The organism is Microbulbifer mixtoriginis (SeqCode) (assembly GCF_052467705.1).
On the sequence record NZ_CP174322.1, the window covers coordinates 1,713,468 to 1,730,245 of the forward strand.

22 protein-coding genes are annotated in these 16,778 nt (G+C 41.5%); 21 read left to right on the top strand and 1 reads right to left on the bottom strand.

What is annotated here, in order from left to right; all coding sequences use genetic code 11:
* Positions 1-1,073: 1,073 nt before the first annotated feature.
* From ACJJIB_RS07530 to ACJJIB_RS07545, 4 genes are all read left to right on the top strand, one after another.
* Entirely contained in the window at positions 1,074-1,604 is a 531-nt protein-coding gene (locus ACJJIB_RS07530; RefSeq protein WP_444888416.1) for a hypothetical protein, read from the top strand.
* 102 nt (positions 1,605-1,706) lie between these two features.
* Positions 1,707-2,588, top strand: coding sequence for an ADP-ribosylglycohydrolase family protein (locus tag ACJJIB_RS07535; protein ID WP_444888417.1), 882 nt, complete (start codon positions 1,707-1,709; stop codon positions 2,586-2,588).
* Between the two features lie 36 nt (positions 2,589-2,624).
* Complete coding sequence (locus ACJJIB_RS07540) at positions 2,625-3,338, top strand: metallophosphoesterase (protein ID WP_444888418.1); 714 nt, start codon at positions 2,625-2,627, stop codon at positions 3,336-3,338.
* Between the two features lie 26 nt (positions 3,339-3,364).
* The gene (locus ACJJIB_RS07545) at positions 3,365-3,760 is read left to right on the top strand and encodes an immunity 53 family protein (RefSeq protein WP_444888917.1); all 396 of its coding nucleotides are present in this window, start codon (positions 3,365-3,367) and stop codon (positions 3,758-3,760) included.
* Positions 3,761-3,788: 28 nt separating this feature from the next.
* Here ACJJIB_RS07545 and ACJJIB_RS07550 read toward each other — a convergent pair whose 3' ends face one another.
* Positions 3,789-4,730, bottom strand: coding sequence for an IS110 family RNA-guided transposase (locus ACJJIB_RS07550; protein ID WP_444888419.1), 942 nt, complete (start codon positions 4,728-4,730; stop codon positions 3,789-3,791).
* Between the two features lie 297 nt (positions 4,731-5,027).
* On the opposite strand from ACJJIB_RS07550, the gene ACJJIB_RS07555 reads away from it, so the two are divergent.
* The 17 genes from ACJJIB_RS07555 (at position 5,028) to ACJJIB_RS07635 (ending at position 16,370) form a co-directional block, all read left to right on the top strand.
* Positions 5,028-5,168 (top strand): hypothetical protein, encoded by a 141-nt coding sequence (locus ACJJIB_RS07555; RefSeq protein ID WP_444888420.1) that lies wholly within the window; start codon positions 5,028-5,030, stop codon positions 5,166-5,168.
* Positions 5,169-5,498: 330 nt separating this feature from the next.
* The gene (locus tag ACJJIB_RS07560) at positions 5,499-5,819 is read left to right on the top strand and encodes a hypothetical protein (RefSeq protein WP_444888421.1); all 321 of its coding nucleotides are present in this window, start codon (positions 5,499-5,501) and stop codon (positions 5,817-5,819) included.
* Positions 5,820-6,027: 208 nt separating this feature from the next.
* Positions 6,028-6,387, top strand: a complete 360-nt coding sequence (locus tag ACJJIB_RS07565; RefSeq protein WP_252081942.1) for a netrin-like domain-containing protein — start codon at positions 6,028-6,030, stop codon at positions 6,385-6,387.
* A 57-nt stretch (positions 6,388-6,444) separates the two neighbouring features.
* Positions 6,445-6,816 (top strand): hypothetical protein, encoded by a 372-nt coding sequence (locus ACJJIB_RS07570; RefSeq protein ID WP_444888422.1) that lies wholly within the window; start codon positions 6,445-6,447, stop codon positions 6,814-6,816.
* A gap of 132 nt (positions 6,817-6,948) precedes the next feature.
* Positions 6,949-7,599 (top strand): signal peptidase I, encoded by a 651-nt coding sequence (gene lepB / locus ACJJIB_RS07575; protein WP_444888423.1) that lies wholly within the window; start codon positions 6,949-6,951, stop codon positions 7,597-7,599.
* A 288-nt stretch (positions 7,600-7,887) separates the two neighbouring features.
* Positions 7,888-8,724: a hypothetical protein gene (locus ACJJIB_RS07580; RefSeq protein WP_444888424.1), complete on the top strand. Its 837-nt coding sequence runs from the start codon at positions 7,888-7,890 to the stop codon at positions 8,722-8,724.
* Positions 8,725-8,860: 136 nt separating this feature from the next.
* Positions 8,861-9,289: a hypothetical protein gene (locus ACJJIB_RS07585; RefSeq protein WP_444888425.1), complete on the top strand. Its 429-nt coding sequence runs from the start codon at positions 8,861-8,863 to the stop codon at positions 9,287-9,289.
* A gap of 112 nt (positions 9,290-9,401) precedes the next feature.
* Positions 9,402-9,731: a hypothetical protein gene (locus tag ACJJIB_RS07590; protein ID WP_444888426.1), complete on the top strand. Its 330-nt coding sequence runs from the start codon at positions 9,402-9,404 to the stop codon at positions 9,729-9,731.
* A gap of 251 nt (positions 9,732-9,982) precedes the next feature.
* Positions 9,983-10,345, top strand: a complete 363-nt coding sequence (locus tag ACJJIB_RS07595; RefSeq protein WP_444888427.1) for a hypothetical protein — start codon at positions 9,983-9,985, stop codon at positions 10,343-10,345.
* A gap of 170 nt (positions 10,346-10,515) precedes the next feature.
* Positions 10,516-10,800 (top strand): hypothetical protein, encoded by a 285-nt coding sequence (locus ACJJIB_RS07600; RefSeq protein WP_444885622.1) that lies wholly within the window; start codon positions 10,516-10,518, stop codon positions 10,798-10,800.
* A gap of 864 nt (positions 10,801-11,664) precedes the next feature.
* Positions 11,665-11,808 (top strand): hypothetical protein, encoded by a 144-nt coding sequence (locus ACJJIB_RS07605; protein WP_444885621.1) that lies wholly within the window; start codon positions 11,665-11,667, stop codon positions 11,806-11,808.
* 36 nt (positions 11,809-11,844) lie between these two features.
* Complete coding sequence (locus tag ACJJIB_RS07610) at positions 11,845-12,312, top strand: GNAT family N-acetyltransferase (protein ID WP_444888428.1); 468 nt, start codon at positions 11,845-11,847, stop codon at positions 12,310-12,312.
* A 432-nt stretch (positions 12,313-12,744) separates the two neighbouring features.
* Positions 12,745-13,260 carry a hypothetical protein gene (locus ACJJIB_RS07615; RefSeq protein ID WP_444885620.1) on the top strand — a complete coding sequence of 172 codons (516 nt, stop codon included), beginning with the start codon at positions 12,745-12,747 and terminating at the stop codon, positions 13,258-13,260.
* A 402-nt stretch (positions 13,261-13,662) separates the two neighbouring features.
* A complete protein-coding gene (locus ACJJIB_RS07620; RefSeq protein WP_444888429.1) occupies positions 13,663-14,184 on the top strand; it encodes a P-loop NTPase family protein in 522 nt (173 codons plus the stop codon).
* A 377-nt stretch (positions 14,185-14,561) separates the two neighbouring features.
* Positions 14,562-14,933 carry a VOC family protein gene (locus tag ACJJIB_RS07625; RefSeq protein WP_444888430.1) on the top strand — a complete coding sequence of 124 codons (372 nt, stop codon included), beginning with the start codon at positions 14,562-14,564 and terminating at the stop codon, positions 14,931-14,933.
* Between the two features lie 170 nt (positions 14,934-15,103).
* Positions 15,104-15,442 (top strand): hypothetical protein, encoded by a 339-nt coding sequence (locus ACJJIB_RS07630; protein ID WP_444888431.1) that lies wholly within the window; start codon positions 15,104-15,106, stop codon positions 15,440-15,442.
* Between the two features lie 184 nt (positions 15,443-15,626).
* Positions 15,627-16,370 carry a sporulation protein gene (locus ACJJIB_RS07635; RefSeq protein WP_444888432.1) on the top strand — a complete coding sequence of 248 codons (744 nt, stop codon included), beginning with the start codon at positions 15,627-15,629 and terminating at the stop codon, positions 16,368-16,370.
* The last annotated feature ends 408 nt before the right edge of the window (positions 16,371-16,778 follow it).

The following is a 16,778-nucleotide window of genomic DNA, read 5'->3' on the forward strand; positions in this document are numbered from 1 at the left end:
ACGGCAAGCCCAAACCTGATGTTCTTGAAGCATGCAATCGGGGTAGATCTGAACAGAAAGGTCCAGGCCAAAGTTCGAAGAGCTTCTTTATAGGGGGCGCAGAATAGCAGAGTGGAGGACAAACCACTATGGATGGCTTATCAAGCGCTGGAGAGATGGCTATTAGCGACCCTGTGATTTTATGAGAACTTTAATAGAGAAGCGGGATGTTTTGCTTTTGAGGTAAGGGCTTTCACTTTTCTTTACTCCAAAAAGACTGTTGTTGATTTTTTCAAGAGAGGTATCCGACTCTTCAAGACCGTGTACTAAGAAAGCCAATTTTCTACTTGGTAGTGCATCCTTCCAGTTAGGACATGTGTGCATAGTAGGTTGGTGAAATACAGTACTGATAGCTAAGCCCTGCTTCGTATACCAGAATTCAAAAGACGCTGCTCCTATTTCTAGGGGAAATTCTATAACTTGTTGATTTTTAACGGATGTGAAAAGTGATATAAAGCAGGGATAGCGTGGAATTATAAAGACGCTGCTATATATCTACCTGTTTTATTTTCTGACACTCAATGTAGTTCTTTGACTTTACTAGGTTTTTAAGTTGGCTTTGATTGAGGACAGCAGAATTATATAGAAGGGTGATATGTAGACGCTGCCTTTGAATTAACTGTAAAGTGCTAGTCATGTCAGAACAAGAAATGGCATTTTTACTGGTTGCTCTAGTTTGTTTTTTATGTGTCGTAATATATGCTCACAAAAAGACCAGCAAACCATGTGAACAGTGTGGTGGGAAAATGAGTCTTGTAAAGATTAGAGATCCAGCTGGCAATAATATAAAGCCAAAAATTACTCTGTCATTTTATGTGGGACCAAGAAGGTACAAAGAAACTTGGAAGTGCAAAAATTGTGGGGTGTCAAAGATTATAAAGTACTGGGGGAGCTAGCAAGTGCTCTCCGCAACACTTAACAAGCACCAGCAATCCGACATTTATTCTGGTGCATGTTTTTTGTTCGCTACGCTCATAACACAAAACATGCACCTCCATAAATGCGGTTGTGGTGGGCGTTAGAAGGCTTTGAGAATGTCAAGAAAACTCAAAATCACGATCGTTATAGCGTGCGTAGTGGCAACAATACTTGCTGTCACATACTGGTTCCTGATTAAAGCGCTAGAGCCTAAAATACCTGAACCAAAATCTGATGTACCCATAACGTATAAAATTGGGTGGTGGGGCTACCAAGACGACCTAGTAATCGACGTATTAGAAACCAAAGAAATATACTCCAACTTGTACTTATTTAATTCCAAGGCTGTTATCGAGTACAGATTGAGAGGAACTATCAAAAACAAACCAATGTGGAAACCTTATATAAAATCAGTATTCCTTAGTGAGCGCTGGCTTGGTAATCCTGAAAACTTCAAAGGAAATACTGGGGAAGTTATTTTGACCCCTGTTGTAGGCGTGAAGGAAGATCAAGCATATACGGGAGAAAGAGTTTCTTTCGATCTTAAAGTGCAAGACTATTTACAGGCCGGAGGATGGGGTACAAATACTTATCTGGTAAAAGCACAAGACAAGGAACAAAAAATTGTACTCCAGCAGCGTAAGTAGCCTTCTAACCAGGCCAAGCAACAGAGGCCCGCGCAAGCGCGGGCCTCTGTTGGCGGCGTTAGCAATCAATAGTCGATACTGGGTTAATGGGGAGAGATTTAAATGTTGTTAGAAATCGGAATAGGCGATGCTTATGGAGCAGGGTTTGAATTTTCCCCTAGAGAAAAAGTTGAAACATACAATAACTTATCTCAGTACTGTGAGCATGAACTAGGGATTGCTCCTGGTTGCTATACAGATGATACTCAAATGTCGCTTGCGATAGCAGAATTGATTATTAGCGACGAAGCTTGGACAAAAGAGAATTTGGCTAATAAGTTCGTTGAATGCTTCAAGCGTGATGAGCGCTTAGGATATTCAAAAGGTTTTTACTCATTTTTGCACTCAATTAGTAGTGGTGAAGAATTTCTTAGAAAAATGAAACCACAAAGCACTAGAAATGGTGCGGCTATGAGATCAGCACCGTTGGGGTATGTCGACAATATTACTAAACTGTTAGAAATGGCTGAGCTGCAAGCGTCACTCACTCACGATACAGAAATTGGCCGTAAATCTTCTCAGGCGGTCGCTTTGGCATCCCACTACGCCATTTATAACTTGGGAGCAAAGGAAAATTTGACGGAGTTTGTGTCACAATATACCAAATATAATTGGCGAGAAAATTGGTCTGCTCCAGTGGCGTGCTGTGCTGAGGAAACGGTCCATGCGCTACTAACGGTTTTGAGAACCTCCGAATCTCTTAAAGACGTTCTTGTAAATAGCGTTGCTTTCAGCGGGGATGTTGATACGGTTGCTGCCGTTGGCTTGGGTATTGCGAGCCGTAGTAAAGAGTATTGTGCTGGATTGCCGAGTTTCTTGATCGAGGAGCTGGAAAGTGGGAAGTATGGGAAAGTGTACCTCGAGGAAATAGGTCGCCAGCTAAGTGAATTAGGGGATGCTAACAAAGCTATGAACGAAGACGCCAAAAAGAGGCGCTTATTATAGCGACGTTATGTGTAAGGAAGTGAGTTCCACGATCAGATGAATTTGAACGAATCGACATTAGTGTTAGCCGAGAACGAGCTTGGTGTAGATTACTTTGTTGGCGATATTCATGGATCTATCGAATCATTTTGGAGGGGCCTAGATTCGCTCAACTTTGATCCTGATAAAGACCGAGTATTCAGTGTCGGGGATCTCGTTGATCGCGGACAAAGCAGCATGGAGTCGCTGAGACTTCTCCATAATCCGTGGTTTTTCGCGGTTGCTGGTAATCATGAGCGAATGCTGTATGAATATCTTAAAGGCAATCCGTCAAAACGTTCGATTGAGAATAACTGGAGATATTCACTCTCGATTGACGAAAAGCATGAATGCTTAGAGTTGATGAGGCTATTGAGTTGGATTATAGAGATCAAAAACACCTCGGGAATTGTTGGTGTAACGCATGCGTATTTGCCCGAAAGGGCAAACTGGAATCAATTTAAAGCTGGTCTTGGTTCAAGCGATTCTGAAATGATTGAACATGCAACTTGGAGTAGAGCGTTCGTTTCAGGCGAAGAAAGGAATGTTGAAGGAGTTAAATGGTTATTCATAGGTCATCAAGGGCTGGAAAAACCCATGATTAAAGGGAATGTGGTGTGTATAGATACGTGTGTCCATATCCTACGCAGATACGGAGATAGTTACGGGTTAACATTTTCGTATGTCAGTGAAGGTGCGCCCAGATTCCATACTATTTATAACCCTAAGTGAAGTGTATAGTTACACATAACAAATTGATGCTGTTCGTTCCGGCAACTGCGTTGCCTCCTCCGGACCTCCGTTTCGCTGCAGCCGCAGATCAAGGCGTTAAGCATCAAAAACATGGAAAAGCTATCAAAGAACTTGAAGAATGGTATTTTTCGCAGTGCAATGAGGACTGGGAACATACCTATGGCATTGAAATCGGTACTCTTGATAATCCAGGCTGGTTTCTAAAGGTAGACATTACCGATACAGATATAGAAGAAAAGGAATATGAAGGTTTTTCCTACGGTGTAGGTGATGACGCCGAAGCGAGTGGGAACGACTGGATTATTAAAAAACTAGAAGGCGGTAAGTTTGTTGGTTATGGTGGCGCTCACAAACTAAGCGAGCTGATAAAGCTCTTTCTAAAGTGGGTAAAAAATGCTTAACAAGTGACTATGGTCCTTTGTCAAGTATTTAAGCCATTTTCTCATCCCAGTAAGTGTTGTTTTTTACCATCGTATTTAGAATGGTAAGTTGCTTCCTCATACATGCGATAAGGGCTACTTTCTTTGGTTTACCAGCAGCGACCAGGCGCTCATACATTGGCTTTAATTTAGGGTGGCATTGTATTGCCGACATCATAGAAACAAACAAAACCGTGCGTACACGATGTCGCCCACCTCGAATATAGCGCTTACCCTGGAAGCTGCCGCTATCACGATTCATCGGGGCGATACCCACAAGTGCCGCAATCTCTTTGCGGTTCAGCTTGCCCAGCTCAGGAAGTTCGCTCATTAGCGTATAAGCCAGTACATTGCCGACTCCTTTAGCGCTTAATAAGAGATCGCGTTTTTGTCGCCCCTCGGCAACGCTGTTAACAAGTTTATCAAGTTGCTTATCGACTCCTTCTAGCTCTTTTTTGATGGCCTTTAAGATAGCCTGAATGGGCTTGTGAACAGACTTAGGCATTCTCTTGAGGCGATTCTTTTGCATTGTGCTCATTTCTAAGCACTGGTTCCTGACCGTCAGCAAATCACTGATATTTCTTAGTTTTTCTGGTTTGATCGATGACAATCTTGGCTTCATTGCTTCACCAAAATGTGCGATATCAATTGCATCCAGCTTATCTGTTTTTGCGAGCCGCCCCGCTGACTTTGCAAAGTTTCTTACTTGTGAAGGATTGCAAACAACTATCGGCAGTCCCGCTTTATGAGCAGCACAGACAAATTCTAATTCTAGCCTTCCTGTGGACTCGATCAATACTCTTTCAGGTTTAAGAGGTTGTAGTTGTTTAATGGCATCCTTAATACCATTTTTATCATTGGTAACACTATAGAATTGGCCAGTAGGTCTCACATAAATATCGAGTTGTTTACTGCTGGTATCGATACCGACATTGATCTCTTGAGGTTCCATAAGATAAGCTATCTCCGCCTTGCTATTCGGGCTCGAGGCCCGCATGACTATTCGAGTTATGCCTAGTGAGTGTCTGTCACGTTCATACTTGTTATCGGTCTTTATGAACCAGCGCAGCAGCGAACTGTGACAAACAAGGCCTTCGGTGGCCGCCGAAGGTGGGTCTCAATTTACCCGTTAGCGAAAAGGATTTTCAACATCAGAATCGGACAAGAACAACCATACAAAGGCAGCATCGCCCTGCGGGCTGGACGCGCTAACGCGCGCCGCTGCTTTAGGCGTTACGTTTCTTGAGATATGGAAGAGTTCGAAGTAAATGGTCACTGGCCGCAGATAGAAAATCAATCTCTCCAAGAGATGATTGTGCAAGAATTCTGGTACGACGGAGTACTCGAAGAGCCGGCTAATGTGGTCTATTTAAAAATCGATAGCCATTAGTTTAGGCTGTACTTCGATTGTGGCATTGTGTTCTGGCGTCAAGATAATGAAGGCTTAGAAGATGAATTGGCTTCAAGAAGCAATGATACTGGCTATCCATTAATTGATTTAGCTGAACGTCTCAGTGTTAAAGGTTCTGAAATCTTGCAATGTAAGGGTAAGGTGGTTCCTGGGGGGGGCAGAGGTCGAACTGCAATTTAAAGGTAAACCGCCCATTATTTTTCAGTGTATTAACGATGTCACAAGCATCAAAACGTAACAAGCGCATGTTGTCGGACTGGTTTTCCGCTGCGCTCCAAACCAGCCGCAAATGCGGGCGTTAAATAGCTTATGAAATATTTAAACATCCTGTTAATGATGGTTTTTCTTTGCTCTTGTGAGCTTGGTAATGAAGGGCCAAGAAGAGTTGTGTACTGGAAGACAGAAATAGAACATGTCAAGTCAAATAGGCCGAAAATTGGTTATCTAATGGTAAAATATAAAGCGTTTGAGCCTATTTTTAACCCTTCTGAAAATACATTAACGATTGTTGACTCTGGTGAGGCTAATAGTATCGTCTGTAGTAAATGGCACTATATCATCACATTCAAGGCGGACTCTAAAGGGGTAGTTACTGAATCTACAATAGAGCAGGCTGGGACATGTTTGTAGGCCAGCTATTTAACAAAACCAAGCAGGCTCGTCCATCCCCTTTAGGTCTGGACTGGATATCCTACGCTGCGTGCCTCGCACGCAAACGCTCCGGCTGCCCCTGTTGGCAACGTTCAATTCTATAAGGAAGATCGTGAAGTATTTGATATCAATATTTCTGCTATTCGTATCTAGTTACACGTTCGCTTGTAAGTGCGTTCCAGGAGATATGGATAAGTGGTACTCCGATTCTATAGAAGTGGCTCATGTGAAGATTGTCGGAACCTCTTTGGAAAACGACCCTGAAAGGGATAAAGAACGGGTTAGGATCAAGTATCAAGTCATTGAGCAATTCAAAGGTGACGATTCTGAAACTGGCCATGTATATGAAGGTCTTCATAACTGTGCTCTAGGAGTAAGAACTGGAGCAAAGTATATTTTTTACATCAGAGAACATAGGCTTATCTCCAGGTGTGGAGGTAGCCAAATGATTTATGACTGGACAGATAAAGGAAAACTAATTCTGGAACAGTTACGAGATAAAGAATTGAACAAGGGCCAGCAACGGACCGCAAAACCTGTCACTTAAATTGCATTCGCAATTACGTGCCAGGCTCTGCAGCCGCTGTGGCCGGCGTTATGCATCATGAATAAATTAGCACTCATCATACTGGCCTTAGCACTATCGGCATGTGCAACTTATAAGGTTGTCCCCGAAAGTAATCTGAGTAAGGTTGAAAATCCTACTGAGGCCGTCAGGGTAGCGAAAGTAAATGAGTGGCCAGAGGGCAATCATTGCTTTGAGCCAATGTTGTACGTACTCACACTAGGCATTATCCCAACTCATTGCATTAACACATACAACGTTTCATCTGGTCCTCAAGTGCTTGGCCAGGTTAAAGTTACATCAATGCAAGGCTGGGTAGCTCTTTTCATGGCACCGTTTCCAGCTTGGCAGTACGGTTACGCCACAGAGGTTGAGTCTGAAATCAAAGATATGGTGCAGGTAGCAGAGTAAAATGCATAACAAAATGCTCAACTACACTCCGGCCGCAAGCGGCCTCCGTCGGACAGCCAAAAGCGTACTTCGCATTGGCTGCCGGTTAGCTCGGCGTTATGTGAAACCAAAGCTCAATTCAGGAGTAATTCTATGAAAAGTTGGGTTCTAAAATCATGGAGGGAGAATAAATCATTTCTACTCTTCATTGCCCTAATGTGTGTTTTTCGCAGTGCTGTAGCCGATTGGAATGAGGTTCCAACTGGCTCAATGAAACCAACGATCGTAGAAGGTGATCGAATTCTCGTTAATAAACTAGCCTATGATGTTCGAGTACCTTTCACCAATATTTCCTTATTAAAGCTTTCTGACCCTGTCAGGGGAGATATTATTATTTTTGATTCAAAGGCGTCGGAAAAAAGGCTAGTTAAGCGTGTCGTCGGTGTTCCTGGTGATATTGTTGCTTTGAGAGACAATGCCTTATTCATAAATGGAGAGCCTCTTGCATATAAAGAAGTTGCCTCCACAGCTTCAACGGTAGACAAACAGGAAAACTTGTTAGGCGTGGAGTATCTTGTCCGTATCGGTAAGCGCGGCTCTCCGTTGTCTAATTTTCAGTCAGTTGAAGTTCCTATCGGTTATTATTTAGCACTTGGAGATAATAGGGATAACAGTGCTGATTCCAGAGTCATTGGTTTTGTTCCAAGACATGAGATAGTTGGTCGATCCAGAAGCGTTGTATTATCGTTCAATTACGACAATTTCTATATTCCGCGTAAGAACCGTTTTTTCCATACCCTATGATTTTAAGAGGAAGTTGTAACCATGAGCCCCATATATGCAGTACTCATATTTTTTATAATATGTACCGGAGTTTGTTACTCCGTAGCTAAAAAGAAAAAAGCTAATGTTCCATTTTGGGTGGTAATGGGCTGCCTGTTTGGGCCTTTGGCTATTCCATTTGTGTTTTTCTCCAAGCCAAAGACTAATGCACCAGCGTGAATGTCTATCACATAACAAACACAGGCAAGCGGACTCGCTGACGCTCGCCTGTTGCTGTGGGCGTTAAATATATCTAGCTCAGGGAAGCAAATGAAAATTCGATCCCCTTTTGTCATAGCCAGCTTATTGATACTTCCCGTCATAATTAGTCTTGGGATACTTTTCGTCTATTCCACACACTCTTATGTATCAAAAGGTGAATCTCCAGTTGCTACGGATTTCATATCATATAAAGAAGATACTCGAATTCTTTACAAGGATGGAATGCAAGAAGAAGCAGCTATTACAAGCCAAGTATTAGATAAAAGTATAAATTCTATTGAGCTTGTTCACGGTAAAGCTTTCACGGGTCTAGTTCGCATCCATATTTGCAACAGTCCGAAATGTTTTACTAGATACACTGGACTTAAAGGTGTTCTTGCTGTAGTCGCTGATAAGGGGTTGTTTTTGGCCCCTTATGTTTTTAAGCAAAAAGACTTCCCTAAATGGCTTATCCACGAACTCTCACATCTGCATCTGTTTCAACAAATATCAACTGTTGGCGCATTGCGAATCCCGCAGTGGTACCATGACGGTTTAGCTACATATGCTTCTAATGGTGGCGGTGCTAGTAAAGTTCCAGAGACAGAGGCCGCCGATTTGATGTTGTCGGGAAAGTTTATTTTAACTAGAGATCACGGAGAATTTTACAAAACCAGGTGGCCGTTAAGCTATCAAGCATCAACTGATGCGTGGTATCAGCAGCACATGGACTATCGCCAGGCGTCAATGTTTTATGAGTATTTACACCCAAAGGGTGGTAAGGCTTTAATTAGAGAGTTGGAGTCTGGTTCCAGTTTTGGTAAAGCATTTATGAAAGTGTATGGTACGGCACCAGAAGAGCAGTTTGAATTGTATTTAGCTGAACTGCAGAAGAAAAGCATTTAACAAAGCTATGCACCGGAACAGCAGTCTTTTGCTGTAATTTATGCACTAAGCTACCGCTTCGTTAACATAAATTACAACTACAGCCAGCTGTCCAGTGATAGCAGCGTTATATGGCCAAACCACCATTGGAGAACGAATGAGAATATTTCTAACTTCACTATTTGTATTGGTTTTGTCGGCGTGCGGTTCCAATATGCCAGCACCATCTGTATCAGAATATGTCAAAACAGAAGGCGGCGGCTTTCTTATGGAGCGCAATGCAGGCGTCAAGTACGCAATGATATATACCTTGCTCAAGCCCAGTGAATCTGCCACTTCCTATAAAGCGGTTTTCGAAAGCACTATCCCAAATGGCAGACCGGTTTATGCTGAGGGAGCCATTGAGCCTGGCACATTAGAGCTTCAGTTGCAGTCACCAGTAATACCTGGCGTTAAAAATAACCAAACATATTCAGTTTCGCTAACTCTTTTCGAGGGTGAAACGCAGCTAACCACACACAATGACCAGGTTAAGTTTTCGTTGCCTTCTAATATTTTGTCTCAATTTGGGGTTGCAGAGCATTGAGCCATATAACAAGTTGCTCAAGTACACTCTGGTCGCAAAAGACACGGGCTCCGTGGGACAGCCTACACTGCGTTTCGGCTGCCCCTTAGCAAGGCGTTATGCGTAAATCACTATGAGCATTTTATATTGGCTGGGTTTAGGTGGCTTGGCTGTTATTGCCTTCTACTTATTTAAGAAGTGGAAGGTGCGTTCGGTTGAGTGGAAGCCTGAGGAGGTTGCAAATCTTCTTGAGTCATGGATCAAGGATGATGTTGACTACAAGCGCTGGGATTACTTTGAGGCCTGTGTGATTGCTAACCCAAAATTAGAAGCAATTCGGCAGCGAGCTATTAAAGCAATACACATAAATTCACCTTATATCGAAGTTTGTGGCCGGCATGAAGGTAAGCTAAATGAAAAAGGCAAAGAACTATTTAAGGAGCTAAGAAAGCAATGCTTTTGATTTATTATTGGCTATCCACAGTACATAACAAGTTACCGTATCCGATCACCTACACCCTGGGCGCTTTGTGCTGTACGCTACGCAAGCACAGAGAGGTACCTTTCCTATGCCGGCTGAGTAAAATGTTATACGATCACATTTTTTGAACTTTGAACTTTGAACTTTGAACTTTGAACTTTGAACTTTGAACTTTGAACTTTGAACTTTGAACTTTGAACTTTGAACTTTACTAGATATTTGCGGAAAAGAACATGGCAGACTATCCAGAAGCGCTCGACCATATGCTGGCAGCATGGAACGAGCCTGACTCTACCAAAGTGCGCGATCACCTTGAAAATGCCCTAAGTAACAATGTCCGGTTTGTTGATCCGTCCATTGATGTCTCTGGTATTGATGGATTTGAAAAAAATGTCCATGAAGTGAAATCAAAGCTTCCAGGTGCGGTTTACTCTCGAACTAGCGGAGTAGATTCTCAGCATGGGTTTCATCGCTACCATTGGGCTATACATCAGGAAGGCAAGTTACTTATGGCTGGGTTTGATGTAACAGAAATAGATGGGCAAGGAAAAGTATCTTGTGTAATAGGTTTTTTTGGTGATATCCCTGATCGCTAGTGGCAATGGTATTGTGTGCGGTAGTGGAAAGGCGCATAACGAGGCGTTGAACCAGGCGTAAGGGGTTTGAGGGGTTTTTTGATTTAAGTGCTAAAGTAATAACTTTATTGTGCTAACCGGCTTCGTACCAGAACACCCGCGCAAGTTGGCTTTACGTTAAGTGAATAGCTATGAATCGATTTCTAATCACTCTTGTATGTCTGGTTGCTTCTAGTTTGGCGTTTGCTTGTACCGCTCCTAAAATGGGGTCTGAGTTTGACAAGCTCATTAAAGTAGAAAAGATTGCATCGAATACATTCCAGGCGACTATTCCTATGAATGCTGAGGGCTTAAATTACGGAGCTGAAGCAACTATAGAATACTATCCTGAAAATTCTGAGTATAGGTTCGGTGAATATTCAAAAAGAGTTCATTTAAAAGAAAGAGGCACTGAGTATGTTTTACTTTCGATCTAAAAAAGATTGAAGGGCATATTCCATTCTTACAAGTGTTTTAGTATCCAGAAATGTGTTGCCTGTGTGGTGCTTACGGTAAATCAAATGACCTTGCACTTGAGTGAACCACTTAACAATGCATGTTGTCGGACTAGTTTTCTGTTCCACTCTAAACTAGCCATAAAGCGTGGTGTTTGTTTTTTGCCGTCGTTTGGTGTCACATTAAAATTAAGGGAAATTAAGAGTGTTACATTGGATTAAAATTGAACATTCGGGTGTGGATTCGTTCTTAGAGATGCCTCGCAGGCTTTATTATGAGCTTTATGTGAGATCTTTTAATTCAGCTCAAGGATTAAGGCTCATTATTGATGGAAAATAAGGAAAGCCAGTTCTTTAGCTTTTGTCGAAGAAGCCATTCGTCAGGGATTGTATTTGCGGCTGTGATTTTGGTATATATTGTGGGGAATTTTATTGCCTGAGTCTTCCATATTTATTAACTACTTGTGCTTCTCGCATTCATATTATGGAGTGCAGTTAATTTTTCAAGGTTTATGGCCCGGCAAATGGAAATTCTCAGAAGGTATCTTTCGTGGGTAAAATATAACACATAGCAATCCGCAGCAATCGCTCCCTTTGGTCGCTGGGACAGCCAAAACACTGCGTTTATTTGTTCGTCCCTTTGCGGGGCGTTAAGTGATACAAGGAGAGTAAATGAAATCATTCACAATAAATTTTTTGGTCTAGTTGGAGCTTGGCACATGATAGATCTAACTTCCGAAAATTTGCATAATTTAGTCTTCGCTCCGTTAGTATTTACGGGCTTCCTAATTTCTAGTGTACTGTGGTTTATAGTGAAGTTTGGAGTAACTCAGGGCTCTAGCTCGGATGGTCACTTTAGCAGTGGTGATTCTGGAGGTTTTGGAGATGGAGGGGGTGGTGATGGTGGGTGTTAAATCAGCTAACGAGGGCATGTTGTTCGCCGCTATCGCAGGCGAACGGCTTATGCTACGCTTCACCCACCGCATGTGAATGTTATGTGGCAAGCTGCAAACGAAAGGTTGAGAGATGGAATTACAACTGTTAGCCGAGAATAAACAAGCGTTACCAATTGTTGCGGAGTGGTATTTTACGGAATGGGGTTACCTAAGGGAAAGCAATAGCCTGGCTAAAACTCGAGAATCGCTTTCTGACTACCTAAACACCGATAAAATACCACTTCTCGTTATAGCAGTTGATTCAGGAGAAATCTTGGGTGCGGCACAGTTGAAATATTGTGAAATGACTATTTACCCAGAAAAGGAACATTGGCTCGGTGGTGTGTATGTTTCCAAGTCCCATCGCGGAAAGAAAATCGCAGAAGCAATCATTGACAGAATTATCTCACTAGCAGAACAGCTTGGTGTGTCGAAGCTCTATCTCCAAACGGAGCATCTAAACGGCGGTCTTTATAGTTGTTTGGGTTGGAATCCAATAGAAAAAGTTACTTATTGCGGCTTAGAAGTCCTTGTAATGGAGAGAGAGCTCACCGTATAACAAGGCAATGAATCAGATATTTTGAAGTATGCTTCCGCTGCGCTATAGCGCGTATTTAGAATGCCGGTTATAGTGGCGGTCAATTTTTGGAAGGATTGTAGTTGCTGCAAGCTTCAATCTCTACCTGAGTACATTTTCCCAGAGAGTTTTCCTTCAAACTGCTAGTGCAGTTTCATTCAAGTGCCTTTCTTTTAAGTCAACAAGTCCTACAAGCCTGATGCTCCATTGTGGAGTGCTAATCAGATAGTTAACTGGTAAGGAATATATGCTATTTTACCCAGCAAATTTACCAGGCTGTAGCCAGTTAAAAATGGTTGGCAGGGAGCCAGTTGGTTGATCAGCCCGCTTTGACCGTAAATGGTCTGGCTGCTCCTGTTGGCAATGTTAATTGGCTATGTGGCTGATAGAGCCAAAGTTTAGGAATATGAATGCATGGATAATGTGAAATGGTACAAAAAACCTGAGATGGTTGTTGCTTTCTCAGCTCTATTAATTAGTTTCGTTACGGCTATAGTTAGCATGTATTCTGCTTATGTAGATCGTGCTTATGCTCGAGCTTCTGTTTGGCCAAGGTTGGAAATACATCGTAATTTAAACACCACACATTTTGAATATAGTGTAACGAATAGTGGGAATGGTCCTGCTGTAATTAAGTATGGGATAGTTCAATACAAAACTGAGCCTATCAAATTTTGGAATGACATTCCAAATTTACCTAGTATTACTCAATCCCACATTAGCAATAGAATACTGTCACCACAAAATACGGTTAAGCCATTATCCTATACAGGGAAAGAATTGGATAAATTTGACGAAGCCGATAAATTTATAGGTATAGAGCTCTGTTATTGTTCAATCTATGAAGAGTGTTGGCTTATTGACAAACTTAATGAGCCCAAATCTGTTAATGGCTGCTTGGTTGACAAAACAATAGCTTTCTCGCAATAAGAAAATTCTTAACAGCATCAATCGTGATTCCAAGCTCGGCGACTTTATTGTAAAAGGTACAATAAAGTCGCCAAAATTGCGCCACAAACTAAGAAATTACTGACACCGTTTTTAGTAGTTGTTTTTTCTTAGTTTCTGGGCTGGTATCTCCAATGCCTAGAGGGAAGGTGACCAAAGAGCAGTCCGGTGAGGTGTTTTTATCAGGCAAGTGGTTGACATTGAGTGATGCTTAAATCAAGATGATTAAATGAATACAATTTCAACTCAACCAACTGCTCGAATTATTCTTATCATTCCATAAGAATGGTGGGATTGTTGATGTGTTACTAATTTATCAAACCCGCCAAAGAGGCGGGTTTTTTGTCTCTGCCTCTGGGGGTTGCACTAGGTGAAGGAACTAGAATGAAAAAAATAGCAATCTTTGGTAAGCCAGCTAATGGGAAATCTACTTTAGGTAAAAAGCTAGCGTCAGTAACCGGTATAAAATTGTATGCTTTGGATTCCATTTTATATCAGCAGAGTGGTCAAGAGGTAGATCTTCATAGCTATGAAGAGACTCACGGGAATATTCTCGCTTCAGAAGAGTGGATTATTGAAGGCTTTGGGCCAATAAGCTCATTGGATTCTTTTAATAGACGCTTAAGCGAAGCTGATACGCTTATCTATATAGATTTACCTTACTTTGTTACCTATTGGTTGGTGACGAAGCGGCTCTTTACAGGATTGTTTAAGAAACCAGAAGGCTGGCCTAATGGGAGTTCCATTTTAAAGGGAACGCTTGAGAGCTACAAAATATTAAAGTTCTGCCCAAAATTTTGGAATGATAGATTTTTACAAAGATTGGAAAAGCTATCGGTAAATAAAAATTTGTATGTTATTCGATCGATTTCTGAATTGAATAGCTTTGTTGAGAAAAATGTGTAATAAATAATCTAGTAATGTGGTACAAAAATTTCTATATCCGGTCATGCTGAAAGTATCGAAAAGTTATTCCTTCAGTAAGCTTCTGGTTGAGTTTGAATCGGCATCTGTGGGTAAGTCTGAGGTGGTCAGTAGGAATATTCATTTATCAGTTTTCGAATTTTAAAGTGATGAAACTTATAAAATTAATGAAAACGATTGCTTGGATTTTCTGAGCCTTAACTTATGTTTTATAAATGTTGATTTAACTAGCCTTTTTTCATGTGATTTCTATATAATTCCAGATAGAGTATACATTGTATTTATAGTACCCTAATGCAGATTTGTCTGTTACATGTTCATTTCGGATGTTTTGGAATCACAACTAAAGGTATGTATTCATGATAAAGATCAGGAAGCCCAATTTACAGTTAATTTATGTTTCGGATATACAGCACTCTGCTGAATACTATCAGAATTTATTTAATTTTGAACCCTACTTTGTAAGCCCTAGATATGTAGTTTTTAAGGTTGATGGGGTTGCGGATTTTGCTATTTGGTCAGGTGGCGAGGCTCCAGAGCATGAGTCACCAAGATTTGCAGAGATTGGTATTAATCTTGAGACTGATGCCGAAGTGAAAGAGCTTTATAAAGAGTGGAAGGCGGATGCTGGGATAAATATATATAAAGACTTATATACAGATGTCTTTGGTGAGACCTTCTTGGTAAAGGATCCTGATGGTCATGTTATCCGTGTATCTTCTGCGGACTAAATGCTATGTTTGTGGGGTTAATATGAATTCAATACACTGTCCATATATATGAAAGGTTTACCTGCGTTTTTATTGTCCGTAGTGATTTTTTCTAATGTATATTGGGGTTTATTGTGGTGCGCTAAGAGCCAATCAATATGCTGCTTTTAAATACATAGGTGGAGAAATTTATGCTTCAAGTATTGATATCGGCAGGTGTGGTTTTTATCTTGTTAAAGTTCCTTGAGCGGGGTAAAAATCGCGGGTTGGATGGGTTTGTATCTATAGCTTTTGTTCTTGTGCCAGCACTACTGATCTTATTGGCCAATATTGGAGCTGGAATAATTGGAGTTGACAATCGTTTTTTGGTTCCGCTAGCGCTTTTGTATTTTATCGTGCCCTTGTTTATGTTGCGTCTGCAGTTTGATTTATCTTGGGGGCGGTCATTTTTATATGGCCTTTTCGTTTTCTTGGTTGTGATAGTTGTTGATAGTCTATTTTATCTGATGATCGGTTTTATTCGTAGATGATAGTTTTTCATTGGTTTCTATTCTTATTTGAAGTGTTATTTATTTAAGTGAATATGCAGTGTAATCATTATTAGACTAAGGAAGACTTTTTCTGCCGCTGCGCTCCACTTGTGTGATCCTGCTTGTTTTATCGAAGGTACTGTGTTTAGTATTGGTCGATGAGTTTTAATTGTTGGTAGAAATTATGTTGCAGAAGTTAAAGGCCTCTCTGGGAATTGGTGCGGCTAAGGTTGATACGGTGCTGGAAAGCGCGAGTGTATTTCAGGGAGGACTAATCACGGGGAATGTCCATGTTCAGGGGGGTGATATTGAACAGGCGATTGAAGCTATTAACTTAAAGCTTTGTACCGAAGTGAAAGTTGAAAATGACAATGGTACTAGCTATTTCAACATGATTTTGAGCGCTGTAAGAATTATGGAGCCATTTACCATTGGTGCCTGTGAGGGTAGAGAGATTCCCTTTGAATTCAAACTAAACGACGAGACACCCATCACTGCATTGGTGGCTCGAAAGAATCAGTGTCGGGTTTGGTTGGAAACGGCACTGGATATTGATTTTGCCATTGATCCTAAGGATCGAGATTACCTGGAAATAAAGCCCTTGCCGGTGGTGCAGTCTATTATTGCAATGATTGAGGGCGAAGGCTTTGATTTGGTGAAGACAGATGTTGAAAAGGGCTATTTGAATGGCGGCGCTTTTTCTTCTAAATCTGGGTGCTACCAAGAAATTGAATTTAAGGGCGGTGGCTTCTTCGGGGCGAAGGAAATAGAGCTTTCATTTATATTGGATGGTGAAATGGTTCATTGCCTGGTCGAGATTGATCGTAGGTTTGGCGGGAGCGGTGATGAATATCGGTCTTTCTGCCTCGGTATCAATGCTGGTGATAATGAGGTTCAAACTGCGGTTGAAGCAATTCTCTCCCGCTGACCTCGATTGTTATGTAACTTTCGGGCGATAGCCTCAGATGATCAACAATAAACAAAATGTTGCCGGGTAATAGCCCGGCTATATTTTGATTCGCTGCTCCTAAAAACAATATCTTACGTCAATTACCCTAAACAGGAGTGATTGTAGTGATTTCACATATTTCACTTGGTACCAATAATCTGGAGCCGGCTGCAGTTTTTATGGCCGGTTAATTAGCTTACTTGGGGGTAAGGAGATTTATGCGTCTGGTACAGTGGTCTTTTGGGGATTTCTCAACGCCTCTACGAAACTCGCGCTCACTGTGCCTTTCAATAATGAGTCTGCCAACTTTGGTGATGGCACTATGGTTGCTCTTAAAGCCGAAAATAAAAAGGAGGTTGATCGTATTTTATGGCTCTTAGCTTGGGT